Here is a 24,947-nt window from a genome sequence, read left to right as displayed (position 1 = left end):
GAGACGGGCCGGACTTTCGGAAAGGGGGGATGCGGATGAAACGGTATGCGTTCAATGAAATCACCTTCATGCAGTTCGTTTTTCTCAACTTCGGCCTGCAGGTCAGCGTCGGGCTGCTCGCCCTGCCGAAAGTGCTGGCGGAACGGGCCGGCACGGACGGCTGGCTGGCCATCGTCCTGGGGTGGGCCGTATCCACGGCGGCCGGCCTGGTCATCGTGCAGGTGATGAAGTACCATCCGGACGGCACATTGCTGGATCTGCTGTCGCATTATATGGGGAAGTGGGCCGGTAAGGCGGCAGCGGTCGTATTCGCCGTCAATATGTTTTATTACGGCTATACGGGAATTGTGAGAACAGTGTTGTACATCAAGCTGTGGCTTCTGCCGCAAACGCCGCTGTATATCACGACGCTGCTGCTGCTCATTCCGACCTATGCGGTCGCCCGCAACGGACTGCGTATTCTGGGCCGTTATGCGGAGCTGGTCGTATTCATTTCCCTCTGGATCCCGCTGATTTATCTGTTCCCGCTCAAGGATGCCCATTGGCTTCATTTACTACCGGTTTTGAAGGAAGGGTGGATGCCCGTTCTGTCGGCGGTGCAGCCGGTGTTCGTGTGCTATACCGGGATCGGAGCGATATTTCTGTTTTACCCGTTCCTGCGCCATCAGCGGCTGGCGTCCGCCGGCATCGTCTTCTCCAACACGCTGACGATGGTCGCTTTTTTATTCGTGACGCTCGTTTGCTTCGTCTACTTCAGCCCCGACGAAATAACGCAGTATAACGAACCGGTCGTCAATGTGCTGAAAACGATCGAATTCAAGTTTATCGAACGGGTCGAAGTGCCGTTCATCGCCTTTTTTCTGCTCATCTTCTCCCTGGGCTGGATTCCTGCTCTATATATGGGCGTGTTCTGCACCAACTGGCTGTTCGGTCAAGCGGACCACCGCAATCATCTGCGGATACTTTGGGCGGTAATAGCCATCGGCTCGTTTTTTTTCATTCCCACCTTCAATGAAACCGACGGGATGGAACATTCTTTGGCGCAAGTCGCTATCGTGTGCGAAGGCGCTTTTCCCGTCGTCTTGCTTGTCTACATCTGGATCTGCCATAGCGTCCGAGGGAGGAGAAGCGCATGAACAAGCGGTTGGGGCGATGGGCCCGGCTGCTGCTGATCGCGGCCGCCGTCGGCGCGGCTCCCGGCTGCTACGACCGGCTCGATTTGGAGGAAACGACTTCCCCTTTACTGCTGGGCTACGACATCGATCAACATAACAACATGCTCGTCTATATAAGCAATCCGGTATTCAATAAGAACGGCGGCAGCGAAGCTCACGAAATTGTCGTCGAGGCTTCGACATCGCGCGAGGCGAGAGATCAGGAGGATGCCCGTTCGGCAGGGAAAATTCACGGACGCAAGGTGCAGATCGTGCTTGTCGGCCAAAAGATGCTCCAGCAAGCGGACTGGTTCCGCATGCTGGACGTCTTCTTCCGCGATGCCAGAAATACGTTGACGCCCAGGGTGATCGCCTACAACGGACCGCTTTCCGAAATCATATACCTCGATACGAAAGGGCAGCCGATGCTGCCGCTGTTGCTGCGGGAAATCGTAGATACCAAAAGCGTGCGCTCCGAAACGGTAAAAACGACGCTGCAGGACATGCACCGGCAGCTCTGGGAGAAAGGCATTACCCCTTACATCTCGCAGGTCGCCGTCGTCAACGGGGAAGTGATGCTTCAAGGAATGGCGCTGCTCGATCATCAGGGCAAATACGCCGCCGCGCTGGATGCCCGGGAGACGATTTTGCTTCGCATGCTGCAAAATGAAGTCAAGCGGCCGGTCAGTCTGACGATCGCCGTCCCAGGCGAAGCGAAACAAGGCCCCTTTCATACGGACGAGCTGAGCTTTACGACGGAAACCGTGAACGCGAACGTCAAAACGTCCTATTCCGACGGCCGGTTTCAGTTCGATATCCGGGTCGACATGCGCGCTACGTTGTCGGAGCTTCTGCTTCCGATGCGCGAACCGTATTTGAACGAACCCGACTTGTTGAAGAGCTTCATCGCCGAGCAGGTGCGCAACCAGTTGAACGATCTTGTGCGCAAAATCAAACAGCATCGAATCGATCCGATCGGACTCGGCTTGTATGCCCGGGCATATGCGTACGAGCCGTACAAGCAGGTGGAGGACCGCTGGGGGGAGGCGCTGGCCGGCGCGGACATCCGGATAGCGGTAAACGCGGTGCTTGGGTCGACCGGACCCGTGAAGTGAGCTAGACCGTCCGGTCCGCGTCCCGCGTCATCGGCGGAAGAGTAAAATTTCCCAATACGGCAAACAATAACGGCACATAAACGATGATGTCCAAGAAGGGCTGGTGCTGAAGCATGGGCGGAAACGGGGCGGAACGGGTTGACGAAGCGCTGAGCGACCAGCTTGCTTACAACCTGAGCCGGATCAAGCGGGAGATCGGCAACAGCAGCGATATTATGTTCCGGGATATTCAGCTGAACGGGGGCGAATCCGCTTCCGCTCAGGCCGTTATTATTTATGTGGACGGCGGCACCAACCTGCAGCCGATGCTGCAATCGCTTCTGGCCGCCAATGCGGGCGGCAGCGAGCTGGTCGAAGCGGAGCAGTGGATCGAATATTGGAAGCTGAACGTCATCTCGGGCGGACAAGTCATTGAGGTGGTGTCGTTCGGAGAGCTGTACGAAGGCTTGCTGAACGGCAACAGCATTTTGCTGATCGAAGGGTGCTCCCGCGGCTTGTCGATCGGGACGCAAGAGCTTAGAGCGAGGTCGGTCGAAGAGCCGAACGTGCAATCGGTCGTCCGCGGTCCGCGCGAAGGCTTTACAGAAGTGCTCAGCTGGAACACGTCGATGATACGGCGTAAAATCGCCAACCGCCACCTGTGGATCGAATCGCTGAAAATCGGCAAAGTGACCAAAACGGACGTGGCCATCCTTTATATCGAAAATATCGTCGCCGAAGACGTGCTGGACGAGGTGCGCGCGCGGATCGCGAAGATCGACATCGACGGCATTCTGGAAAGCAATTACATCGAGGAGCATATTCGCGACAAGCAGATTACTCCTTTCCCTACCATCTTCAATACGGAGCGGCCGGATGTGGTGGCTGCCGGATTGCTGGAAGGACGGGTGGCGATTCTCGTGGACGGCACGCCGTTCGCGCTGCTCGTTCCGGCATTGTTCACCCAATTTTTCCAATCGAGCGAAGATTACTACCAGAAGCCCGACTTCGCCACGCTGATTCGCATGCTGCGGTTCCTGTCGTTTGTGCTTGCCATGTTGACCCCTTCTCTATATATCGCGATTACGACGTTTCACCAGGAGATGCTGCCGACGACGCTGCTCTACAGTCTGGCAAGCCAACGGGAAGGGGTGCCGTTTCCCGCCTTTATCGAAGCTCTGCTGATGGAGACGACCTTCGAAATTTTGCGCGAGGCGAGCGTCCGGATGCCGAAAACGATCGGCCAGTCGATCTCGATCGTAGGCACCCTTGTTATCGGCCAAGCCTCGGTGGAGGCCGGTCTCGTCAGTGCCGCAATGGTGATCGTCGTATCGATTACGGCCATCTCCAACTTTGTTCTTCCTGCCTTCAATATGGGCATCTCGGCGCGTATCGTGCGGTTTCTGCTGATGATTTTGGCGGCATCGTTCGGGCTGTTCGGCATTTTCATGGGCATTATCGTCATTGTGGTGCACTTGTGCGGGCTTACCTCGTTCGGAGTGCCTTACATGGCCCCGTTGGCCCCGTTCCGTATGTCCGATCAGAAGGACACCTTATTCCGGATACCGCTGCCCGACATGCTGAAGCGTCCAGCCAGCCTCCCGCAGCAAAATCCGGTTCGCCAAAAAAAGCGCGGGCGGCGATGACGGGGAAGGGGATTGGCACATGAAGCGAACGATTGTCTGGTGCGCCCTGCTGCTGGCGCTTGCGCCGCTTACCGGCTGCTGGAGCCGCCACGAACTGAACGAGCTGAGCATCGTGGTGGGGCTCGGCATCGATAAGGATGGCGACAAATATAAGATCACCGCCCAAATCGTCAACCCCGGTCAAGTCGTCGTCAAAAAACAGGCCGGAAGCAATGTAAGTCCGGTTATTACTTACGAGGAGACGGGCGTAACCGTTCCCGAGGCGCTGCGGCGGATGACCGTCAAGCTGCCCCGCCGTCTTTATTTTGCCCATATGCGCATGGTTGTGATCGGCGAGGATGTGGCTAGGACGGGAATCGGCAGACCGCTCGACTTCATCTCGCGCGACATGGAGATGCGCAATGACTTTTATTTGGTTGTCGCCAAAAAAGCGAGCGCTTCGGATGTATTGAAAACGTTCAGCTCCATCGATCCGATTCCGGCGAACAATATGTTCACGAAGCTGGAAACGTCGGACGAGCTATGGGCGGCAACGGGCAAAATGACGCTCGTTGAGCTGATTGACGATCTGAGCACCCAAGGGAAAAGTCCGACAATGACCGGGGTGGAGATCGTAGGCAATCGCGGCGACGCGAACCGGGCGTCAAGCGGTCAATATATCGATCCGCCTGTTATCCTGACCTATTCGGGTATGGCCGCTTTCAAGTTCGACCGAATGGTCGGTTGGCTGAACGAGAACGAGACGAAAGCATTGAAATATATCCAAAATTCGGTCTCCCAATCGATCGGCTACGTCTCGTGCCCTCATGGGGACGGGAATATCTCGATGGAAGTGGCTAGAGCCAGATCGCATATCGATGTCAAAGTACGAGGCGGCGTTCCGGTATTCGATGTCAGCTTGCGCGTGGAACAAAATATAAGCGATATCGAGTGCGATGCGGATTTGATGGACGTATCGATTATCGCAAAGCTGAAGGAGGAGTCCGACCGGAAGCTGAAGACGATGATGGAAGGCGCCATTCTGAAGGCTCAAAAGCAATTTGGCGCGGATATTTTCGGTTTCGGCGATGTGCTTCATAGCAAAAGCCCGAAAACCTGGCATTCGATCAAGGATTGGAACAAAGTTTTTGAGAATGTCGAAATTCGGGTCCATGCGGACACGATTCTTCGTCGCACCGGGACGACGCTGCAGCCGGTGCAGCAACAGATCGAAAGGTAGGGAAGCGGATGTGGATGACGATCTTTTATTCCGTAGCGTCGGTATCGATCGCAATCGCGGAAGCGCCGAAGCTATGGAAAGAGCGGAAGAAGAAAGAATTGTGGATATTCGCGGCGATATGGGCAGGCGGGGCTCTGTTGGGGATTACCGCGAGCCAGCATGTGCTTCTGCCCAATCCGCTTGACGGGATTGCCGTCGTCATAGGGCCTTTCGCGCAAGCGCTGTATAGTATGTTCGATTGAAGGGCGGGGTGCGTGATGAGAAAACAGGCGTTCTTGGAGGTTCGAACGTTCACGGTATTGGTCATTTTTTTCACGATCGGTACCTCGATCCTGATCGCCCCATCGGGGCTGGCGGCCGAAGCGAAGCAGGACGGCTGGCTCGGCTGCATCATAGGCATCGCTCTGAATCTGCTTGTCGTGCTGCTCTATGTGGTCTTGGCCGAACGCTACCCGGGCCTTTCTCTCGTCCAATATTGCGAAGCTGTGCTGGGCCGTTGGCTCGGCAAGGCGGCGGGATTGCTGTTCGTCGCCTTTTTTTATTTGCTGGCCTCGCTGATGATCGGGGATTTGGGATTTTTCCTGGCCTCTCAAATCATGCCGGAGACGCCCATGGAGGTTGTGCAAATTTTATTCATCATCGTAGTCGGTCTGGCCGTCCGCGCCGGTCTGGCCGTCTACTCCAGGGCGGCAGAAATTTTCTTCCCCTGGCTGCTGCTCCTTCTCGCCGTGCTGATCGTGCCGCTTGTGCCCAAATTACAGCTTCATAATGTGACACCCGTGCTGGAATATGGCATCAAGCCGGTATTGAAGAGCGGCTTCAGCCTTTTCGGGCTGCAGGAGACGGTCGTCATGCTTATGATTTATCCTCTCGTGTCCAAGGGAAAAGGACGTATCCGGGGACTTGTGCTCGGGACGGCGATAGGAGGCTTCGTCCTTTTCATCATTACATTATGGAGCATAGCCGTGCTGGGCGCCAGCCTGTCGGCCAATCAACTGTTTCCTGCCTATACGCTCGCCAAAAACATCAATATCGGCCATTTTCTCGAACGGGTCGAAGGGGTTATGATCTTCATCTGGATTTTATCGATATTCGTCAAAATCGCCATTACGTTTCATTCCGTCGCCCTCGGAACGGCCCAATTGTTCCGCGTCAGCGATGAAAAGCCGTTCGTCTGGCCTCTAGCACTGGGTATGCTGGCAATTTCGTTGATTTGCTACCCCAACACGATCTATGTGAAAGATTTCCTTGCCAAAAACTGGACCCCATTCGCGATCGTGTTTATGGTGCTGCTGCCTGTGCTGCTGCTTTGCATGTCCATGATTCGAGGACATGACGCGAAAAAATCGAACCATCGCCATCCCTAATCATCTTGCAGTTGAGCGGCGGCTCAGCGTATTTTCCCAGCAGGAGGAAGAGAGGCTTGCTATGTGACAGCACTGTCCTCGAGCAAGCCTATCCTAATAGTCTCCAATCGGATTTACTATTTATGTCCGGCCAACCATAGAGCGATATTGGCGACTTCTTCCTCTTTCAACGAGCTTTTGAATGCGGGCATTCCGCCTTTTCCGTTCAGTACGACCTTGTAGATTTGTTCGTTCGTCAGCTTCGCGCCCACTTTCTGCAAGTTCGGCCCGACCTTTCCCTCCAGTTGGTTGCCGTGGCAGGCGATGCAGGACTGCTTGTACAAAGCCTCGGCGGATGCCTGATCCAGCGTAACGCCGGGAACGGAAGGACCTTTCGCTTCCTGCTCCTTGTCGGGCTTGTCCTGCACGGCGCTTACCGTCAGCATGACAAGTCCCAGGGCACACGCTCCAAAAAACAGTACCGCCATGATCCAATTTCGCATCAGTACCCCTCCTTTTTCAAGATTTTATGTTATCACTCCCTCCCGGAGCTGTATATAGCTCCAAAGAGTCATGCCCACTGCGGGTTTGACCCCCGGATTGAATGCCGTGCTCTGCCGTTTCGGGGGAGTCATCCCGAACACAACCTCTCTTCTATGCCAAGAAATCGCCTCAACTTCACGGAATGTTCGCATCTATGGCGCTGCAGTAGCCCGATCGGGTCATACTCAGCGTCCAAGATATTGAGTAACATAAAGGGAGAACGGCTGCTGTGTGCATCGAGACCAAGGAGGGGGTTTGCCGGTGTCTTACAAGCAGATCAAATGGCTGATTTTAGTGATCCCGACGCTAACGATCGGATTGTGGGAATATGTGCGTCATCAGTTTTTGCTGCCGTACATTTCTATGGATATGGGCAATTGGCTGGCTACCGTCATCGTGTTTACGGTGACGATGATCTTCCTGACTCAACTGTTTTCCATGCTGGAGGATATGCAGGAGGAACTGAAGGAAGCGCGGGCGGCGAAAGCGGCGCTGGAAGAGCGGGAGAAGATCGCGCGCGAACTGCATGACGGCATCGCCCAATCGCTGTTTCTGCTGGCGGTCCAGGTCGACCTGCTGGACAAGCGGTACGACGGGGAGGCGAAGGAAATTCGCGGATTCCGCCAGACGGTGCAAGAGGTGAACGGGTATGTCCGGCAAGCGATCGCCAGCTTGCGTTACCCCGCGTCCGCCGACTCGCTGCCGTGGATGGAGCTGATGCAATCGCTGCCAGCGGATCTGGCCGCTGATACGGGCATCCAGGCGGAGTGGAGCTGGAACTTGCCCGAGGAGAAGCTGTCCCCCAAAGAAAAGGTGGAGCTGTACGCCTCCGTCCGGGAAGCGCTGCTCAACATCCGCAAGCATACGGACGCGGGGAGGCTCTGGATTACAGCGCGGGAGGAAGGGACGGGCTGGAGCTGCGTCGTCGCCGATGACGGGCAAGGGTTCCGGGAGGAAGCGTTGCGGCAAGCCGACAAGTTCGGTCTGCAAATTATGCGAGAGCGCGCGGACGAGATGGGTTGGATCTTCGAGCTGAACCGCGAGCAGGGGAGATCCGTATTCCGCATTCATAAGGAGGAAGAGCGGTGAATTCGTTGGTTCGCGTACTCATTGTGGACGACCATAAACACGCCCGGGAAGGCATGCGTACAATTCTGAACATGGACCCGGCTTTCGAGATCGCCGGCGAGGCGAAGAGCGGCCGGGAAGCGATCGAGCTGACGGAAGCCTGTATGCCGGATTTGATCCTGATGGACATCAACATGCCGGCGATGGACGGACTGGAGGCGACGAAAGCGATCAAGGAGAAATATCCGTACATCAAAATCGTCATGGTGACGGTATCCGACGATATCGCGCATTTGTTCGAGGCTTTGAAGAAGGGCGCGCAGGGCTATTTGCTGAAAAATCTGCATCCGGGGGAATGGCATCATTACTTGAAAGCGGTCGCTCTTGACGAAGCTCCGCTCAGCCGCGAGTTGGCCATGCGCATCTTGCAGGAATTCTCCCACAAGCGCATGCCGAGATTCGAGCGCACCCCGCTCACAGCGAGGGAGCAGGAAATTTTGGCGCTGGTCGCCAAAGGGCTGTCCAATCGCGACATCGCCGTGAGGCTGGACATCTCCGAGCATACGGTCAAAAACCATTTGAAAAATATTTTGCAGAAGCTCCATCTGGAAAACCGCGTGCAGCTCGCCCGGTATGCGTTCGAGAAAGGATTATCCGGAGTGTGAAGCGTCACCCGTCTGGGGAGATGACCATATACTGCTGAAGATAAACTCAATAAGGAGTGTATAATCGGATGCGTATCACACTGGAAGTGGCCAAAGCGCTGCTCGAGGCAGCGGAGAAAAAAGCGCGGGAGCTCGGGCTCGCCGAAGATATCGCCATCGTGGACGAGGGGGGCAATCTGATTGCCTTTCACCGCATGGACCATGCCCGCCTCGCGGGAATCGATATCGCCCAGAACAAAGCATGGACCAGCGTGGCCTTGAAGATGCCAACCGCTAATCTGGCGCAGGCCGCACAGCCCGGAGGGCCGTCGTACGGCATTAACACGACGAACCAGGGGAGGATCGTCATTCTCGGCGGCGGCATTCCTTTAATGAAGGACGGCATGGTCTATGGAGGAATAGGAGCCAGCGGGGCGACGAGCGCGCAGGATATCGAGGTAGTCAATGCCGCGGTGCAGCTGTACGAACGGATGCATCCCGCCATGAATGCCCGCATCGGCTCGATCTCGTCTTATCGATAACGGGCAGCCTTAGTCGACGAAACGAATATGGGTTTCCGTCCGGACCTTCCGTCCGCGGCGGAAGCTTTCTTTTTTTTTTCGGCGCCGCTCGCCGAAAGGCTCAGCCCTTGACCGACGAACCGGCGATACCTTGAATGATATATTTCTGGCCGAGTAGGAAGACGGCGATCATCGGTACGATTCCGGCCGTTGCGGCGGCCATCATGCCGTTATAGTCGATGTTGTTTTCCAGAATGAAGTTTTGCAGGCCAAGCGGCACGGTATACAGCTTCGGATTGGTCAAGAAAACCAATGCGTTCTCGTAGTCGTTCCAGTGCCACGAGAAATCGATAATCGCCAGCGTAGCGAGAGCGGGCTTCGCAAGCGGCAGCATCAGGCGGACGAAAATATGCCCGTGACCGGCGCCGTCAATGAAGGCGGATTCGGATATTTCTTTCGGAATGGCCATGAAAAACTGCCGCATCAGGAAAACGCCGAATATCGTGAACAGTCCGGGAAGAATGAGAGCCCAATGCGTATTGTAGATGCCGATTTTATTGAACAGGATAAACTTGGGCACGAACAGCACCTGCGGCGGAATCATCATCATCGACAAATAGACGAAGAACAGCGCATTTCTTCCTTTGAACTCGATTCTGGAAAAGCCGTAGGCCGCTAACGAGGCCAGGAAGGTTGCGCCGAGCGTGCTGATTAGCGAGATTTTCAGCGAATTCCAATAGTAGAGGCCGAAGCTTTGCCCGCCGCTCCACAGCTTGATATGATGCTTCCATTCCAGCCGGGTCGGCAGCCAGGAGCCGAACACTTCGGCAGGCGTTTTCACCGAAGTTAGCGCCATCCACAGGAAAGGGACGACCATTGCAACCCCGCACAGAAGCATCAGAACGGTAAGCAGTCCTTTGCCGACGGTGGAGGTGCCGCCGCCCGAAGACCGGAGCCGTTTGCTTTGTGCCGGTGCGGGCACTGGCGTAGTGTGAGCCGAGCGCATATCGCTATCCCCCTGTCAGTAGTGAACCCAGCGTTTTTGGCCGAGCCATTGGAATGCGGTGATCAGCAAGATGAAAGCGAACAGCACCCAGGATATCGTCGACGCGTAGCCCATCTCGTAGTAGCTGAATGCGGTCTTGTAGACGAACAGCGACATGACCGTCGTGCTGCTTCCCGGACCGCCTTGGGTAATCGCTTGAATGAGGGCGAACGATTTGACCGCCATGATCAAGCCGGTGACGAGCAGCAGAAACGTAGTCGGGCTGACGAGCGGCCAGATGATGCGGCTCACCGTATGCCATCGCCGCGCTCCGTCGATCTTCGCCGCTTCCAGCAGATCGGGCGATATTTCCTGCAAGGCGGCCAAATAAATGATCATATTGTAGCCGAGCATCAGCCACACTTGAATGATGTCGATGGCGAAAATGGCGGTGTCCGTCGTCGCGAACCAGCCTGGGGGTTGAGCAATGCCGATCGCCCGCAACAGGCCGTTGATCGGTCCTTGCGTCGGCTGAAACAGCAGCATCCAGACGAAGGCGACCGCTACGCCGCTTGTAATGTACGGCATGAAATACAGCGTCCGCAGCAAGTTTTTAAGGTATACTCCGCGGTTCAACACCAGCGCGACGCCAAAGGCGAGGGCGATCGAGACCGGTACTGAGCCAAGAAAGATTGCCGTATTCTTGATCGAGGTGTAAAACAGCTCGTCCCCGAACAGACGCCGGAAATTGTCTAGTCCGACGAAACCGAAGCGCGGATTCGCGAACTGGTAATCGGTGAACACGAGCGCCAGCGAGTAGAGGGCGGGTATGATGAAAAAGGCGATAATGCCGAGCATATTCGGCAGGATGAACAGATACCCGATCCATTGCTGTCTTTGCAACCAATTGAGCTTCATATCGGTACCTCCCGTCCTTGGGGGAATCGGGGAGCGGCGGTCCGGCCGCCCGAGCCGTGCCAGCAGGTCCGCCGCTATCCGTTGCGGCATGCGGAAATCGTCCGTGCGAAGCGGGGGAAGGGCGGACCCGAGCGAGCCGTCGCCGCACCACTCCGATGTCCTTATTTTTTGTTTTGCTTAATGAAGTCGTTGTGGCGTTTTTCCATGTTTTGCAACGTCGTCTGGATGTCCTGCTTATTCAGAAAATATTTCTCGTATTCTTCCTTGCGAGCGTCGACGACCTGCTGCGGGATATCCAGCTGGACGACGGGCAAGTCTCCGAACATGATTTTCTTGAGCGTATCGAGATCGTAGGTCGATTCCACACCCTTCAGCATCAGCTGGATTGCGTCGTCGGCATTGACCGACTTAGAGGACGGTATCCGGCCCCCAGCCGCCATCGGAAGCATGCCGCCATCGGCATACCACTTCAGAAACTTCCACGCTGCTTCCTTGTTCGCCGATTTCGGGTTGATCGAGATGACGTCGCCAAGTCCGCCTCCGGAATATTTGAAATCCTTTTGGTCCGCCTCGACTTTCGGCGTAGTCGCGAACGTAATTTTGAAGCTGCGGGGGTAATCCTTCAAGTTGTTGGAGTTGCGGAAAATAAACTCGCCCGCCCCGAGCATGGCCGCCTCGCCTTTCAAAAACATCGTGTCGATCGGCATTTTGCTCGTCAGCTGCTCACCGTAGGACGGCATCGATTTGTCCTTGTGCATCATGTCGAACATCGTTTGCAGTCCTTTTTGCCAATACGGGTTGTTGAAGTTGGACGTGCCGTCGCTTTTCGTCAAGCCCATTGCGGCGATAGAGCCGTCGAGCGGTCCGGTCGGTTCCCCGTTCCACTGCACGTAGCCCCAGACGTTCGGTTTCTTTAGCTTGGCCGCATACGTCCGCAAATCGTCTACGGTCCAATCGAGAGGGGGAACGGGCAGCTTGGCTTCGTCGAGCATCGCCTGGTTCAGCCACAGGAAGGACATGCTCTTCTTGGTCGGCAGCCCATAATAGTTGCCGTCCAGTTGCCATTGCTTGGCGTCCGGCCCCATCTTGGCGTCGATGTCGTAGTCCTTGTAGGCGCTCAAGTCTGCCGCCAGATTGGCGTCCACCCGTTTCTTCACGCGGGACAAAGCGTAATTCGCGTACAGGTCGACCTCCTGACCGGCCATCAGGGCGGTGTCCAGCTTCAGGTTGCCGGGGTCGTCGTTGACGAACCGGACGTACTCCACCTGGATGTCGGGGTTTTTGGCGTTCCACGCATCCATGACCTCCTGCGGACCGGCTTCGATCGGCACGCCGCCCCAGAATTTGAGCTTGACGACTTTCTTCGGATCGGTCTTGGCCGTCTCGGTCGTCGTGCCGCCGGAATCTCCGGTTCCGGCCGCCGTCGTACCCCCGCCGCCGCAGCCGGCGATCGTCGTGCCGATCAGCGCCGCGCATAACAAGCCCGCCCCTATTTTGTAACGTTTCATCGCTCTGGACCTCCTCGTACGATGCTTTTATCGGGTTGCCTTTACAATATATCAGTTCGGCCGGAACGTCTTAAGGAACGATTTTTAGAGAATGTTAGAACGATTTTTGGTTGTCGTCCGCGTTCCGCCGATAGTCGCCGGGGCTGACGCCCGTCCATTTGCGGAAAATTTTGTTGAAATAGTTGTCGTTGGCAAAACCGACTCTCTCGGCGATCTCGCCGATCGTGGCGGACGTCTCCGTCAGCAGCACCTTGGCCGATTCGATCCGGACGTTTTGCAAAAAGTTCGTAAGTGTCACGCTCGTCTTCTTGCGGAACAAGTCGCTCAGGTAGCTCGGGTCCATGGAGACCCACTCGGCCAGCGAAGCGAGCGACAACGGCTCGTCGTAATGCTGCAATATCCGGTCGATGACGGCGTTCAGCTCGGGATGGTCGGTCGGCTCCGCGGCGTGCTTGGCGATGCCCTGCAGTTCCCGCTCGATTTTGCGCAGCCGTCCGCGCAGCCGCAGCTCGCGTGCTACCTTGTCCAGCGTCAGCTCGAGCGCCTCCGCGTCCATTGACAGCTTCAGCAGATAGCTGGTTGCGCCGTGTTCCAGCGCGCTCCGGGCGTATTCGAAATCGCTCATGCACGTCAGCATCACAAAGCGGGTGTCAAAGCCTTCTGTCCTGACGGCCTGGAGCAGCTCGACCCCGTCCATGACGGGCATGACGATATCCGAAATGACCAGGTCCGGATTGTGCTTGCGGATATAAGCAAGCGCGTCGGAGCCGTTGGCCGCTTCGCCGGCTATCCGGAACGGCGAGGCGATTTTGCCGAACAGCGCTTTGACGTATTCGCGTGCCTGCAGCTCGTCCTCAACGAGCAGGGTAGTCCACATGATAAGCGCCTCCTTCTCTTTCGGAATAGGGGATCGACAGCAGCAAAGGGAAGTACAGGCGCGCCATGGCGCCTTGCGGCAGTGGCAGCAGCTGCAAATCCGCCTGGCCGGGAAACAGCAGTTCCAGCCGTTCGCGCAAGTTTTGCAGGCCGATTCCTTTGCGGACGCGGGAGCGTTTGCGTTCCATCGCCTGCTCGATGCCGATACCGTCGTCGCATACGTCCATCGCCAGGCGGCCGTCGTCGGAATAGACGCGGATCGTGATGTTCCCTTTGGCCTGCGATGCCCCGAAGCCGTGGTAAATGGCGTTCTCGACGAGCGGCTGCAGACTGAATTTGGGCACCAGCGCGTAAAGCAGCTTGTCGTCGAGGTCGAAGGATATGGAAAATTGCTGGTCGTACCGGCAGTTTTGAATATGCATATAGGCGCTTACGAGTCCGATCTCGGCTTTCAGGTGGATCAGGTCGACATCGGTGTTCAGGCTGTTCTCCAGCAGTCGCCCCAAAGCGATACATATTTCGTGCGTCTCGTCGTCCCCCTTGCGCAGCGAGATGCTCTTGATCGTATTCAGCGTATTCAGCAGGAAGTGCGGGTTCATCTGGGAGACAAGCACCTGGAAGCGAACCGCCTGCTTGTGCCGTTCCTCCATTTTGAATTTGTGCACGAGTTCGTGAATGTCGCGGACCATCCGGTTGAAGCTGCGGGTAAGCGACAAAATTTCGCCTTTTCCTTTTTCCGGCAGCACGATCTTCAGATTGTTCATGACCATCGCCTCCATCTTGCGCTGGAGCAGCTGAATCGGACGCGTAATTCGCGAGGCGATCAGCAGGGTCATGCCCATGAATAAAGCGGTAAACAGCGAAATGGTTACAAAAAACCGCTGTTTCAACTGGTCCGTTTCGCGGAATAGGACGTCCAGCGGCACTTCTTTGACCAAATACCACTGCAAGGAAGGAATGTAGCTAAAGGTGTACAGCGTCCGGTTGGCTTTATCGGTATAGGAGCTTCCGTTGCCGTCCGCCACGATGACTTGGGCAATCGCTGGATCGACGGAGGCGGATTGCTTCGGCTGGAGCACGACCCGGCCGTCCCCGTTCAGCAGGAAATAGCTTTGACCCGATGCGGCGCGGGACGGAAGGCGGTTAAACCATTCCCGGTAATCGATGCTAATCCGGACCGCGCCGATCGGGACGAAGTTCTCGTCCTTCAGCAGGGCGTACAGCGAAAGCAGGTAAGGGCTGGTCGTATGATCGCGGTATACGTAATTCGGCTCAAAGCCGTTCCATACATACTTGGAGGCTGAACCGCCGGTCAAGGAAACAAACCACGACTCTCGTGAAAGCTCTTCGTAGCTGAGCGGCTTGTCCGGCGAATAGGAAGCGTATACATGACCATGAAAGTCAAGCATCGTGTAGTAGACGGGGGCGTCTGACAGGAAGAAGCTGTTGCCGATACTATTGAATTTGTTTTCCACGCCTTTCATCCGTGACCAGGGATCGACCTGCTCCGGATGGCGCAGAACGGGTACGATGGCCGGGTCCTGCTCGAGTAGCGTCGCCGTTTTCGCCGCCACCTCCATCAAGTTCTCCAGCGAATGCTTCATCGTCTCCAACTGTTCGAGGTTTTGTTCGCTGTATTTCGTTTGCAGGAGCGTTTCCGTTTCCCGAAAATGATAGACGGAGACAAGCGTGAAGGGCAGTAGGATGAGGAGCAGAAACGATAAAAACAAGCGGTTTTTCAGCTGGCTCGGATATAAGGCATGCCGCCATGCAGTCATAAAGAATCTCCTCTCGGACGTTAGGCTGTGAAATGGACAATGCCGGAATTCTATTGTATACGCTATTCGGCATAGCGTCTAAAAAAAGTTTCAAGGATACAATTCATACTATCCCGATTAGAACACACGCCAGTTTTGTTTAGAACAACCGCGGTTTCAGAAAAAGCAGTCGGTCCGTTGCAGAATTTTACCATGCGGTCTCATTCGCTTCACTTCGATAGTTATATATTCTGAAAGTTCAAAATGAAAAGAAAGGAGGGGTGTAATCATGGAGATGAAGAAGCTCATCGACCAGGTTCTACACGGTGAGCCGGATGCATTTGAACCTATTGTGCGGAATTTGGAGAGGAAGATTTATACATTTTTAAAAGGATATCGTGGTCAAGCAAGATGTAGATGATGAAATGACGGAAGCACTACAGAATCCAAACAAAACTTGCTCACGACAGACGCAATGTCATTTCTTTAGGAGTAACGTGGAGTTTAAAAAAGGAATATATGGTAAAAATTTAAAGTGATCATGCGGAGAAATAATGGTATTTTCAGGGCGCATCAAAGTACCCTGTTTTGCCGTCGGGTGTATTTGGCCTCAAACATGCTGTAATCGTTTGGACGCCGCCATTGCCTCCACTTCTGCCAACAGGAGATCTGTACCGATCTTGAAGTGACGATCCGTATCGACGCAGGCCGCAATATGAGGGGCAACTCACATTCCGCACCCCAATTCAGCCGTTAAATGGTTAAATGGGTACAGCGATGGTTTTAGAGCAAAACCACCGCTGAGGCAAGTCGATTCGATTAGCTGAGATAAATCGATTCTAAGCCAAGACTAGTCTCCATTAGCTTACCGCCCCTTTGGGCGCTTTGTTACGAATCAGACAAGCGGCTAATAATCCGATGCCCAGCACAACTGCCAACAATATAAAGGTGAGTGGGAAGCTGCCCGTTTTCATGCACTGAATGGCAATAATTGGCCCCAGGCTCGTTCCCGCAAACAGAATAAACGTATAAACCGATACGGCGATGCCCTGCAAGGGGCCCCCAAGCTGGCCCACAAGCGTGATGAGGGCCGGACCTACAAGTGCGATACCCGCGATAAAGATAACACTCATAGCGACAAGCAGCGTTAAGTTAGAGATTAGCCCCAAAGAGGCTAGTCCTAGCATAGCTATCAATAACCCGCTTCGCATAATCCCCAGCGTGCCGAAACGCCCGGCAAGTCGGCCTGCGAAGGGAGAAACCAGCATTCCCAACACGCCGATGGAACGAACGTATAAAATTTCTTGATTGCTCAATCCGAAAGTCGGGCCGCTTAAATAGGTCCCCAGAGCGGTCGACATACTGACGAACGACATCAAGAGAACAAGCGCCACCAAATAAGCGAGAAGGAGGTTCTTACGGGCAAATAATCTCCCCATGTTCCGAAACGGTTTCAGGATACTGGATTTCTCATCCTGATATCCCCCCTTAGGCAGGAATTTCAAAACCAGAATGGCTGTAACCGAATAAAGGGCTGCCAGCAAATAAAAAATCGAGTACCATCCATAATATTGGCTCACGATCCCGCTCATGACTTGTCCAACGATACCGGCCACCATAAAGCCGGTAGTGATGAATCCGATCGCCGTCATCCGTTTTTGCGCCGGGTACATCTCCACAACATAAGCTAGTGCAACAGGAGAAAACGTCGCGGCGGCCGCCCCCTGTAATCCCCGTAGTACGATAATCCAAGTAAAGTCGCGGACCGTGCCAATGAACAGAGAAATGAAGGTCAAAGCAATTAAACCGATGCAAATAACCATTTTGCGACCGTACTTTTCGGATACCGCCCCATATACGAGACAACCTATTGCAAAGCCCAATGAGAAAATACTGCCTGCAGTCGCAGCCTGCGTGGAGGATATTTCAAAGATATCCGAGAACAGAGGAATAAGCGGAATGGTAACGTACAGGCTAGACATGATAACCATGCCTGCCCAGCACAAAATAATGGTCATTAAGGTATAGTTTTTTGAGGAATTGTTTTCTACTGGTTGTGTCATAAGAACACCTCATTCTTAAAGATGATGCCCGACCGGAGCTTACAGCAAAAGCCCCCTTCGCTAAGCAGCCAAAGGGGCCAAGTTCAACATTATCTCGTAAAGACAAAAGCTTGTCAGTATCGATCAGACCTTAAAATAATGGTCCCCATCCAGATCACTCAGAAGATCTGCATGCTCAGGCTTCCACCCGAGCAAATCTTGCGTCATCTTACTCGAAGCCTGAACGTTCTGCGAAACGAAATGCGTCAGCCAACCAAAGTGACCAGGAGCCTCTTCAATCGATTTACTGGCTATAGGAAAATGGAGGCGACGACCGATTACATCTGCGATCTCCCGAATAGATACACCTTCTTCGCCGATTGCATGCAATTTCGATCCTGCAGGGGCAGTCTCGATCGCCATTCGGAAAAGACGCGCTGCATCCAATCGGTGCACAGCGGACCAGCGGTTTTCGCCTGTGCCCACATAGGCTGAAACACTTGTACGCCTAGCGACTTGAATTAACGCCGGAACGAAGCCGCCGCGATCGCCGTCGCCGTGTACCGAAGGCGGGAGCCTCAACACGGATGCACGCACGCCTTGATTAGCTAAGGAAAGAGCTTCCTCTTCGGAAGCGATGCGGTGCTTTCCGGCAGTGTTACTATCAGGAGCATCGTCCTCTGTGCCAATTCGTCCTGGTGCAAGGTGAGCAATCACGGACGTAACAACCAAAGGGCGACCCGAACCGGCTAGCGCTTCGCCAAAAGCCTGAACTGCACGTCGGTCCGTTAGTCCGGCATTTGCCATGTTCGAAAAATCGTGGTTGAAAGCAGTATGAATGACACCGTCCGATGCTTCGGCACCGCTTTTCAGGCTATCGAGGTCATCCAAAGAACCACGGTGTACGGCGGCTCCGACTTTAAGGAGAGAGTTGGCTGACTCATCCGAGCGAGCCAGGCCAACGACTTCGTGTCCTGCGTTTAACAATTCACCTACGACGGCAGAGCCGATAAAACCGGTCGCTCCTGTTACAAAAATGCGCATAAAGAGATGCTCCTCTGCATATAAGTTATACTTGAGCCACCGAAATGATCAACTTGCGATCGGAAGTCGTGGTTACAAGGTTATCTTCATTGTAGAACGCATCCTGTCCTGATGATTGCCTGATCTGCTTCACTTATTGCCTATTCCAACGGAAGGTCAAAACCATTGGTTACTCACTGACGCAACCTAGAACGTCTCCCCTTAGTCGCAGCGCGGCGAACCAAGGCGATCGTCGAACTGGAGAATCGTCCCGCTAAGGGAGCGGTCCCTCTTCTGTAAGATAATGGGTAGACAGGCGCGGGAACTCGATGGTATGCTTTTCGGTATATGATCGCAAGGGGCCGAGAGGACATGACCGGAAGCTGGTCGCGCATTCGCGCATCGATCCGCAGAAACGGGTTTTTGCTCAAAATATTGCTGTCGTATATCGCGACAGGCTCTATCCTGCTCGGTGCGCTTTCGTTCATGATGTACGCCCAGTATTCCCGCAGCTTTCTGGATGAAATCCGCAAAAGCTCGGAAAAGGCGCTCAGCCAGTCGTACAACGTGGTCGAAACGTACTGGGCATCCACATTAGGGTATTTGACCCAATTTCATATTTTTTATAATATCCCGACCGGCGCCAACGATCAGGTGAGCGCGGGAACGCTGTTCAGCGCGCTGTTCGCCGAAGCTCACGAATCGCTGCAGATGGGCGATATTTCCCGCAAGCTGAGCGAGATCGTCGTTTCCAACCCGATTATCGAATCGGTTTACGTGATCAACCGGAAGGCGGACAAAGTGTTTTCCAACCTGACGGTGGCTCAGCCGGTCGACCAGTTTTTTGACCAGGCTATCGTTGATTACGTGTCTACCCATACGTTCAAGGGCGAATATACTGTTTATCCGCGCAGGGTGAATTTCACCTATGCCTACAAGACGGCGGATTACAACGCTATATCCGTTCTGTTCGTGGAGGAAACACACGACGGCAGGCCGGTATCCGTGCTTGTCTTCAATCTGAAGCAGAGCGCGCTCCAGCAGCTCGCGAACCCGCAATCCGACAACGACGCCAATCGGATCTTTATCGTGGACAGGGACGGGCTGGTCATCTCTCATCCTGAGATGAACCGGGTCAACACGAACATAGCGGATGAAGGCGATTACATCAAGACGATACTCGGAACGGAGCAGAGCAGCGGCTCGTTCACGTCGGATATCAACGGCAGCAAATCGCTGGTGGCGTACAAGAAGTCGACGGCCATGTTCGATTGGACGTTCGTAAGCGTGGGCGACTACAACAAGCTGCTCTGGTCGCTCTCCAAGCTCGGCAACGCGATTTTCCTGCTGACCGGCTTGTTCGTCGTGCTCAGCATCGGCACCGCCGTCTGGTTTACCCGCAATACGGTCCGTCCGCTGCGCCGCCTGCTGCGCAAAGTAAAGACCAGCACGCAGCCGTCGAATGAACGCGAGGCGTATACCGAATACGAAGCGCTGGATCATCTCGTCGACAATCTTGTGCACAACGTTGACGAGCTGAAAGCTTCAGTGCGGGAAGGGATGCCTGCGGTCAAGTCGGATTTGCTGAAAAGGCTGCTGCACGGCGCCGTCGCCAGCCAGAAGGACTGGAACGACATGGCGGACAAACACCATATCCGGCTCGCTTCGCCCTTTTATGCAGTATGCGTGCTACGCATCTGCTCGTTCCAGTCGCTGGCCGACCGGAGCACTTCGCGCGATCTGGCGCTCATCCGGTTCGCGATCATGAATATCGCCTCGGAGACGTTCGGGCCCGACTATGCCTATGCCATCGAGGCTGTAGACGGCGAAGCCGATCATATTGCGCTCATCGTCAATCTGGACGAAGGGCAAGCCGGCGAGCTGGGCGACTTGAAGCCGGTGCTGGCGAAGACGCAGGGTCACGTCCGCAGCTATCTGGGGTTGACCGTGACCGCTTCCGTAGGCGCTCCGGCCGCCGCTCTCCGCGACATTCACCAGTCTTACAAGAGTGCCTTGCGGCTGTCCGACTACCGGCTAATTTTCGGAAAAAGCGCGATTCTGCTCCAGGCCGATATACCGGCTCCGGAGCGGGAAGCGTACGAATACCCGCTTGATCTGGAGAAGAAGCTGATCGAAGCGATCAGGGCGGGGGAGCAGGAACGCGCGGACGAGATCGTCGGCGATATTTTGCAGCGGGTGCAGCGGTTCTCGTATGACGAAATCTTACTTTCGCTGACTCAACTGGCGCTCGCTTCCGCCGGCTCGGCGCAAGGAGCGGCGACCGATGAGGAAACGGACGGCGTCGGCTTGTCGTTCAAGGCGATCATGCACGAGCTGGACGGCTGCGACGATCCGGAGGACGTGCGGTCGTGGTTCCGGAAGCTGACGGGCACGCTGATCGAGATTAACCGGTCGAAGCGGGACGGCAAGAACAAAGAACTCGTGAACAAAATTCAAAGCTTCGTCGATGCCGGCTTCCGCGATCCGAACCTGACCGTCGAAGCGGTATCCGAGCATGTGGGGCTGTCGGCCAACTACGTGCGGACGATCTTCAAAAACCATACCGACCGCTCGCTCAGCGCCTATATCGGCGAGCTTCGTTTCGGCGAGGCGAAGCGGCTGCTGCTCGAAACGGACGAGCATGCCAATAAAATCGCCGAGCTGGTCGGCTTCGGCAGCGGCAAATATTTTTATTCCGCGTTCAAAAAAGCGGTCGGTCAAACACCCGACGAATTCCGTCGATCGCCGGGCGAACGTTCCGCAACATCCGAATAAATCGCTTAACGGCACCCCGAGACGCTTCTGCGTCCGGGGTTCTTTTTTTAACAAACCGGGTTTTCGTAACTTTTGAGGCGTGCTTTATTTTTACCAAATCGGCGTTTTGCCAACTTTCGTCCTTTTGTCCGGGGCTGTCGGCCGTTTACGCTAATACCGAGACGACCCGAACACCACACTATCGACAGAGAGGGGCGAAATGCACCATGGAACCGGCCCGTTCCTACATCGGCCAGTCGTTCATCAAGGAACTGGTTCGCAACAAATATTTGTACTTGCTGGCGCTGCCGGCCATCGTCTTTTTTTTCGTATTTTCGTATTTGCCTATGTTCGGCATCGTGATTGCGTTTCAGGACTACAATCCGCTCAAAGGCATTTTCGGGAGCGAGTTCGTCGGGCTTCGCAATTTCGATTTCTTCTTCACCAGCAACGACTGGTTGATGGTCACGGTCAACACCTTATATTTGAACGCGCTGTTCATCGGCTTCGGGCTGTTGGCGCAAGTCGTATTCGCCGTCATGCTATCGGAGATCCTCTGGCGGCCGTACAAGAAGGTGACGCAGTCGATCATGCTGCTGCCGTACTTCATCTCGTGGCCGATCGTGGCCATGTTCGCGGTATCGCTGTTCTCGACGGACAGCGGCTTTATTAACCGGGTGCTGGTGTCGACAGGCCTTGACGCGATTCCGTTCTACCAGAATCCGGACATCTGGCCGGGGACGCTGACGCTGCTGAAAATATGGAAAGGGACCGGCTACGGTGTCATTATTTATTTGGCGACGATCGCCTCGATCGACCGCGAAATTTACGAAGCGGCGAAAATGGACGGGGCCTCCCGGTTACAGCAGATTCGCTACATTACGCTGCCGATGCTGGCCAACACGACGATTTTGCTGCTGCTGCTGGCGGTGGGACATATTTTCTACGGGGATTTCGGGATGATCTATGCGATTATCGGGGACAACTCGCTGCTCTACCCGACGACGGATGTCATCGATACGTTCGTATTCCGGGCGCTGCGCAAGTACAGCGATATGTCGATGTCGTCGGCGATCGGCTTGTACCAGGCGGTTGTCGGCTTCGTGCTCGTGCTCGCGACCAACGCGATCGTCCGCAAGGCGAACAAGGACGCCGCGCTGTTCTGACCCATCCCTTCGAAGGAGCTAGATACCATCATGCAAACGAAACTGCTGTCCGACCGCTTCCTGGGCGCCTCGTTCTATGTGCTGTGCGGCCTGTTCGCGGCGCTGTGCGCGATGCCGTTCCTGCTCGTCATCGGCAGCTCGCTGACCGATGAAATGACGCTTCTCCAGGCCGGCTACCAGATTATTCCGTCCAAGCTGTCTTTTGACGCCTACAAGGCGATATTCGCCAGTCCGACCATTTACCGGGCATATTCCGTCACGCTATTCATCACGGTCGTCGGTACGGCGCTCAGTCTGCTCGTTACGTGCGCCGTCTCTTACGCCGTTTCGGTAAAGACGCTGAAGTACCGCAATTCGATCATGTTCTTCATGTGGTTCACGATGCTGTTTAACGGGGGACTCGTGCCGTGGTATATTCTGATTACCAAATATTTGCATTTAGGCAACAGTATTTGGGTCATGATCCTACCATCGCTCGTCAATCCGTGGTTTATGTTCCTGCTGCGCAACTTTTTCATGACGATTCCGGAGTCGCTTGCCGAATCGGCGAAGATGGACGGTGCGAACGACATCTATATTTTGTTCCGCGTCGTACTTCCGCTGTCGCTGCCGGCGCTCGCCACGATCGGGCTGTTCTACGCGCTGGAATACTGGAACGAATGGTTCAAGGCGATTCTGTTCATCGACGATCCGGGCAAATACCCGCTGCAGTCGATCATCGTGCGGATTATTAGCAGCATGACGTTCACCAACCAGCTGTATTCGATCGGCACGATCGTCGTGCCTTCTTATACGATTCGGATGGCTACGGTCATCGTGACGATCGGTCCGATCGTGCTGCTGTATCCGTTTATTCAGAAATATTTCGTGCAAGGACTTATGGTAGGCGCGGTAAAAGGCTGATCCCCGCTATTTAGGCGGATCATATAAACAGACGAGATCAGGAGGGTGCTAAGCATGAAAACGATGAAATGGGGGAAGACCGCCGTGGCGGTCGCCTTGTCGGCGGTCATGATCGCCGGCTGCAGCAAATCCGCGGACAACGGACCGAAGACGGGGGACGGGGCACAGACAGGCGTCAAGTCGGACGGCAAGAAGGTGCCGGATCTGGTCACCTTGCAGTTTTATTTTCCCGGCGATCCGCCGAACGACCAGCAGGCCGTTCTCGACGAATTTTACAACCGGACGAAAGATACGCTGAACGTCAAGCTGAACTTCAACTGGGTGCCATGGGATCAGCTGAAGGAAAAGATCGGGCTCAAGCTGGCATCCGGCGAGCAGGTGGATGCGGTGTTCGACGCTCAATGGAACACGATGCCTCAAATGATTGCCAAAGGCACTTTTCTCAAGTTGGATTCCTACTTCAATAACGACAAGTATCCGGGCCTCAAGAAAGCGTTCCCCGATGCGTACATCAACAACAACAAATTCGTCGACAGCAACAAGGAAGAGCACATCTACGGCGTGCCGTTCACGCAAACCTACGGCAGCTTGACGGGCGTCGTCATCCGTAAAGACTTGCGAGTCAAATACGGGCTGCCGGAAATCAAAAGCTTGGCTGAGCTGGAAACGTATTTCGACGCCGTGCTGAAAAACGAAAAAGGCATCATTCCGTTCGGCGTCAACGGCTCGCTCAGCTCGCTCGGCAACTGGCTGCAGGCCGACGTGAAGCCGACCGATCTGAACGCCATTATGGCGGGGGATCTGATCCCGCACTTTAACATCAAGAACGGCAAGGTCGACGTTGTGTTCGCCGGAGAAGATATCTCGGGTCTGCCTGCGCCGCTTAATACGAAGGAAATGTTCTACCTGCAGGAAAATACGGCGCGGCGCTGGTACACGAAGGGCTATTTGGAAAAAGACATCATCAGCCAAAAAGACTCCGCCGGATTCTTCAAGGCAGGGAAATTCGCCGCCGTCGGCGCCGATACGGCCGGCTTCAACTCCGTCTTCCGCGAGCTGAAGAAGGCGGTGCCCGGTGCGGAAGCCGAACTCGTCGATCTGGTGCCGGGCACGCGGGAGCAGAAGCCAGGCGCGGTGAAAACCGATTTCAAGGCGTGGAATTTCTCTAGCATTCCGACGACGTCCAAAAACGCCGACAGAGTCATGGCGTTCTTCGACTGGCTGTATGCCGACGCCAAAAACCACGATTTGTTCGAATACGGCATCGAAGGCAAGCATTGGGTCGCGGTCGGCCCGGATAAATTCAAGCTGCCGGACGGGGTCGATCCCGGCAAAAACTACAGCTTCCCCGGCTATGTGCTGACCTGGAACCCGAATTACAAGCGCACGCCCGCCGATTGGCCGGAAGAGCTGCAGAAGCGCGAGAAATATTTGTCGGAGGAGAAGTCGTACGTCAAATCGACGACGGCCGGCTTTACGCTGAATGCCGAGCCGATCAAGAGCGAGCTGGCGAAAGTCGGACCGGAGTTCAAAAAAGTGCGCACCGTCGCCTCGCTCGGCTTGACCGAAAACTACGAGGCGGATTATAAAGAAGCGATCGAGAAGATGAAGAAGATGGGACTGGACAAAATCCGCGACGAAATCAAGAAACAGCTGGAAGAGTTTTTGGCCGCGCAAAAAAAGTGACCGGAGGAGAAGCGAGCCGGCCGTAAGAGCTGCGGGATACGCGTAGTCGTGCGGACACCCGCGACTCAAGCGGGAAACGCCCGCAGCCGCCGCG

22 protein-coding genes are annotated in these 24,947 nt (G+C 55.0%); 14 read left to right on the top strand and 8 right to left on the bottom strand.

Going from position 1 to position 24,947, the window contains the following annotated elements; genetic code table 11:
• Positions 1-35 precede the first annotated feature (35 nt).
• The 6 genes from ABD796_RS19105 to ABD796_RS19080 all read left to right on the top strand — a co-directional run bounded on the left by ABD796_RS19105 (position 36) and on the right by ABD796_RS19080 (position 6,480).
• Positions 36-1,136 carry a GerAB/ArcD/ProY family transporter gene (locus tag ABD796_RS19105; RefSeq protein WP_344910550.1) on the top strand — a complete coding sequence of 367 codons (1,101 nt, stop codon included), beginning with the start codon at positions 36-38 and terminating at the stop codon, positions 1,134-1,136.
• Positions 1,133-2,269 (top strand): Ger(x)C family spore germination protein, encoded by a 1,137-nt coding sequence (locus tag ABD796_RS19100; protein WP_344910548.1) that lies wholly within the window; start codon positions 1,133-1,135, stop codon positions 2,267-2,269. Before ABD796_RS19105 ends, ABD796_RS19100 begins: the two co-directional genes overlap by 4 nt.
• Positions 2,270-2,382: 113 nt before the next feature.
• On the top strand, positions 2,383-3,894 hold the full coding sequence (locus tag ABD796_RS19095; protein ID WP_344910546.1) for a spore germination protein: 1,512 nt from the start codon (positions 2,383-2,385) through the stop codon (positions 3,892-3,894).
• Positions 3,895-3,913: 19 nt separating this feature from the next.
• The gene (locus tag ABD796_RS19090; RefSeq protein WP_344910544.1) at positions 3,914-5,113 is read left to right on the top strand and encodes a Ger(x)C family spore germination protein; all 1,200 of its coding nucleotides are present in this window, start codon (positions 3,914-3,916) and stop codon (positions 5,111-5,113) included.
• Positions 5,114-5,121: 8 nt separating this feature from the next.
• Positions 5,122-5,355 (top strand): hypothetical protein, encoded by a 234-nt coding sequence (locus ABD796_RS19085; protein WP_344910539.1) that lies wholly within the window; start codon positions 5,122-5,124, stop codon positions 5,353-5,355.
• A 15-nt stretch (positions 5,356-5,370) separates the two neighbouring features.
• Positions 5,371-6,480: a GerAB/ArcD/ProY family transporter gene (locus ABD796_RS19080; RefSeq protein ID WP_344910537.1), complete on the top strand. Its 1,110-nt coding sequence runs from the start codon at positions 5,371-5,373 to the stop codon at positions 6,478-6,480.
• Positions 6,481-6,596: 116 nt separating this feature from the next.
• Here the strand turns inward: ABD796_RS19080 and ABD796_RS19075 are convergent, their stop codons facing one another.
• Entirely contained in the window at positions 6,597-6,962 is a 366-nt protein-coding gene (locus tag ABD796_RS19075; RefSeq protein ID WP_344910535.1) for a c-type cytochrome, read from the bottom strand.
• Positions 6,963-7,263: 301 nt separating this feature from the next.
• On the opposite strand from ABD796_RS19075, the gene ABD796_RS19070 reads away from it, so the two are divergent.
• From ABD796_RS19070 to ABD796_RS19060, 3 genes are all read left to right on the top strand, one after another.
• On the top strand, positions 7,264-8,091 hold the full coding sequence (locus tag ABD796_RS19070) for a sensor histidine kinase (RefSeq protein ID WP_344910531.1): 828 nt from the start codon (positions 7,264-7,266) through the stop codon (positions 8,089-8,091).
• On the top strand, positions 8,088-8,735 hold the full coding sequence (locus tag ABD796_RS19065; protein ID WP_344910529.1) for a response regulator: 648 nt from the start codon (positions 8,088-8,090) through the stop codon (positions 8,733-8,735). Before ABD796_RS19070 ends, ABD796_RS19065 begins: the two co-directional genes overlap by 4 nt.
• Positions 8,736-8,803: 68 nt before the next feature.
• Positions 8,804-9,256, top strand: a complete 453-nt coding sequence (locus tag ABD796_RS19060) for a GlcG/HbpS family heme-binding protein (protein ID WP_344910527.1) — start codon at positions 8,804-8,806, stop codon at positions 9,254-9,256.
• 100 nt (positions 9,257-9,356) lie between these two features.
• Here the strand turns inward: ABD796_RS19060 and ABD796_RS19055 are convergent, their stop codons facing one another.
• From ABD796_RS19055 to ABD796_RS19035, 5 genes are all read right to left on the bottom strand, one after another.
• A complete protein-coding gene (locus ABD796_RS19055; protein WP_344910629.1) occupies positions 9,357-10,133 on the bottom strand; it encodes a carbohydrate ABC transporter permease in 777 nt (258 codons plus the stop codon).
• Positions 10,134-10,256: 123 nt separating this feature from the next.
• On the bottom strand, positions 10,257-11,138 hold the full coding sequence (locus tag ABD796_RS19050) for a carbohydrate ABC transporter permease (protein WP_344910524.1): 882 nt from the start codon (positions 11,136-11,138) through the stop codon (positions 10,257-10,259).
• Between the two features lie 161 nt (positions 11,139-11,299).
• Complete coding sequence (locus ABD796_RS19045) at positions 11,300-12,646, bottom strand: ABC transporter substrate-binding protein (RefSeq protein WP_344910522.1); 1,347 nt, start codon at positions 12,644-12,646, stop codon at positions 11,300-11,302.
• 94 nt (positions 12,647-12,740) lie between these two features.
• Positions 12,741-13,523: a helix-turn-helix domain-containing protein gene (locus ABD796_RS19040; protein WP_344910520.1), complete on the bottom strand. Its 783-nt coding sequence runs from the start codon at positions 13,521-13,523 to the stop codon at positions 12,741-12,743.
• A complete protein-coding gene (locus ABD796_RS19035) occupies positions 13,501-15,300 on the bottom strand; it encodes a sensor histidine kinase (protein WP_344910518.1) in 1,800 nt (599 codons plus the stop codon). Before ABD796_RS19035 ends, ABD796_RS19040 begins: the two co-directional genes overlap by 23 nt.
• A 268-nt stretch (positions 15,301-15,568) precedes the next feature.
• Here ABD796_RS19035 and ABD796_RS19030 point away from each other — a divergent pair, with 268 nt between their 5' ends.
• Positions 15,569-15,700, top strand: coding sequence for a hypothetical protein (locus ABD796_RS19030; protein WP_344910517.1), 132 nt, complete (start codon positions 15,569-15,571; stop codon positions 15,698-15,700).
• Positions 15,701-16,139: 439 nt separating this feature from the next.
• Here the strand turns inward: ABD796_RS19030 and ABD796_RS19025 are convergent, their stop codons facing one another.
• The gene (locus ABD796_RS19025) at positions 16,140-17,342 is read right to left on the bottom strand and encodes an MFS transporter (protein ID WP_344910515.1); all 1,203 of its coding nucleotides are present in this window, start codon (positions 17,340-17,342) and stop codon (positions 16,140-16,142) included.
• A gap of 123 nt (positions 17,343-17,465) precedes the next feature.
• A complete protein-coding gene (locus ABD796_RS19020; protein WP_344910513.1) occupies positions 17,466-18,365 on the bottom strand; it encodes an SDR family oxidoreductase in 900 nt (299 codons plus the stop codon).
• A gap of 351 nt (positions 18,366-18,716) precedes the next feature.
• Here ABD796_RS19020 and ABD796_RS19015 point away from each other — a divergent pair, with 351 nt between their 5' ends.
• The 4 genes from ABD796_RS19015 (at position 18,717) to ABD796_RS19000 (ending at position 24,853) form a co-directional block, all read left to right on the top strand.
• On the top strand, positions 18,717-21,119 hold the full coding sequence (locus ABD796_RS19015; protein WP_344910511.1) for a helix-turn-helix domain-containing protein: 2,403 nt from the start codon (positions 18,717-18,719) through the stop codon (positions 21,117-21,119).
• Between the two features lie 206 nt (positions 21,120-21,325).
• Entirely contained in the window at positions 21,326-22,264 is a 939-nt protein-coding gene (locus tag ABD796_RS19010; protein ID WP_344910509.1) for an ABC transporter permease, read from the top strand.
• Between the two features lie 30 nt (positions 22,265-22,294).
• Complete coding sequence (locus ABD796_RS19005; RefSeq protein ID WP_344910507.1) at positions 22,295-23,167, top strand: carbohydrate ABC transporter permease; 873 nt, start codon at positions 22,295-22,297, stop codon at positions 23,165-23,167.
• 54 nt (positions 23,168-23,221) lie between these two features.
• Entirely contained in the window at positions 23,222-24,853 is a 1,632-nt protein-coding gene (locus tag ABD796_RS19000; RefSeq protein WP_344910505.1) for an extracellular solute-binding protein, read from the top strand.
• Positions 24,854-24,947: the final 94 nt, after the last annotated feature.

The organism is Paenibacillus hodogayensis (assembly GCF_039536325.1).
GTDB classification, from domain to species: Bacteria; Bacillota; Bacilli; order Paenibacillales; family NBRC-103111; genus Paenibacillus_AB; species Paenibacillus_AB hodogayensis.
Note: the sequence above shows the minus strand (reverse complement) of the source record. Positions and strands in the feature narration are given on the sequence as shown.

Bases quoted from the DNA above. Each gene is read 5' to 3' on its own strand.
- ABD796_RS19105 (WP_344910550.1), top strand. From the start codon at position 36: ATGAAACGGTATGCGTTCAATGAAATCACCTTCATGCAGTTCGTTTTT.
- ABD796_RS19100 (WP_344910548.1), top strand. From the start codon at position 1,133: ATGAACAAGCGGTTGGGGCGATGGGCCCGGCTGCTGCTGATCGCGGCC.
- ABD796_RS19095 (WP_344910546.1), top strand. From the start codon at position 2,383: ATGGGCGGAAACGGGGCGGAACGGGTTGACGAAGCGCTGAGCGACCAG.
- ABD796_RS19090 (WP_344910544.1), top strand. From the start codon at position 3,914: ATGAAGCGAACGATTGTCTGGTGCGCCCTGCTGCTGGCGCTTGCGCCG.
- ABD796_RS19085 (WP_344910539.1), top strand. From the start codon at position 5,122: ATGTGGATGACGATCTTTTATTCCGTAGCGTCGGTATCGATCGCAATC.
- ABD796_RS19080 (WP_344910537.1), top strand. From the start codon at position 5,371: ATGAGAAAACAGGCGTTCTTGGAGGTTCGAACGTTCACGGTATTGGTC.
- ABD796_RS19075 (WP_344910535.1), bottom strand. From the start codon at position 6,962: ATGCGAAATTGGATCATGGCGGTACTGTTTTTTGGAGCGTGTGCCCTG.
- ABD796_RS19060 (WP_344910527.1), top strand. From the start codon at position 8,804: ATGCGTATCACACTGGAAGTGGCCAAAGCGCTGCTCGAGGCAGCGGAG.
- ABD796_RS19055 (WP_344910629.1), bottom strand. From the start codon at position 10,133: ATGCTTCTGTGCGGGGTTGCAATGGTCGTCCCTTTCCTGTGGATGGCG.
- ABD796_RS19050 (WP_344910524.1), bottom strand. From the start codon at position 11,138: ATGAAGCTCAATTGGTTGCAAAGACAGCAATGGATCGGGTATCTGTTC.
- ABD796_RS19045 (WP_344910522.1), bottom strand. From the start codon at position 12,646: ATGAAACGTTACAAAATAGGGGCGGGCTTGTTATGCGCGGCGCTGATC.
- ABD796_RS19040 (WP_344910520.1), bottom strand. From the start codon at position 13,523: ATGTGGACTACCCTGCTCGTTGAGGACGAGCTGCAGGCACGCGAATAC.
- ABD796_RS19035 (WP_344910518.1), bottom strand. From the start codon at position 15,300: ATGACTGCATGGCGGCATGCCTTATATCCGAGCCAGCTGAAAAACCGC.
- ABD796_RS19030 (WP_344910517.1), top strand. From the start codon at position 15,569: ATGGAGATGAAGAAGCTCATCGACCAGGTTCTACACGGTGAGCCGGAT.
- ABD796_RS19025 (WP_344910515.1), bottom strand. From the start codon at position 17,342: ATGACACAACCAGTAGAAAACAATTCCTCAAAAAACTATACCTTAATG.
- ABD796_RS19020 (WP_344910513.1), bottom strand. From the start codon at position 18,365: ATGCGCATTTTTGTAACAGGAGCGACCGGTTTTATCGGCTCTGCCGTC.
- ABD796_RS19015 (WP_344910511.1), top strand. From the start codon at position 18,717: ATGACCGGAAGCTGGTCGCGCATTCGCGCATCGATCCGCAGAAACGGG.
- ABD796_RS19010 (WP_344910509.1), top strand. From the start codon at position 21,326: ATGGAACCGGCCCGTTCCTACATCGGCCAGTCGTTCATCAAGGAACTG.
- ABD796_RS19005 (WP_344910507.1), top strand. From the start codon at position 22,295: ATGCAAACGAAACTGCTGTCCGACCGCTTCCTGGGCGCCTCGTTCTAT.
- ABD796_RS19000 (WP_344910505.1), top strand. From the start codon at position 23,222: ATGAAAACGATGAAATGGGGGAAGACCGCCGTGGCGGTCGCCTTGTCG.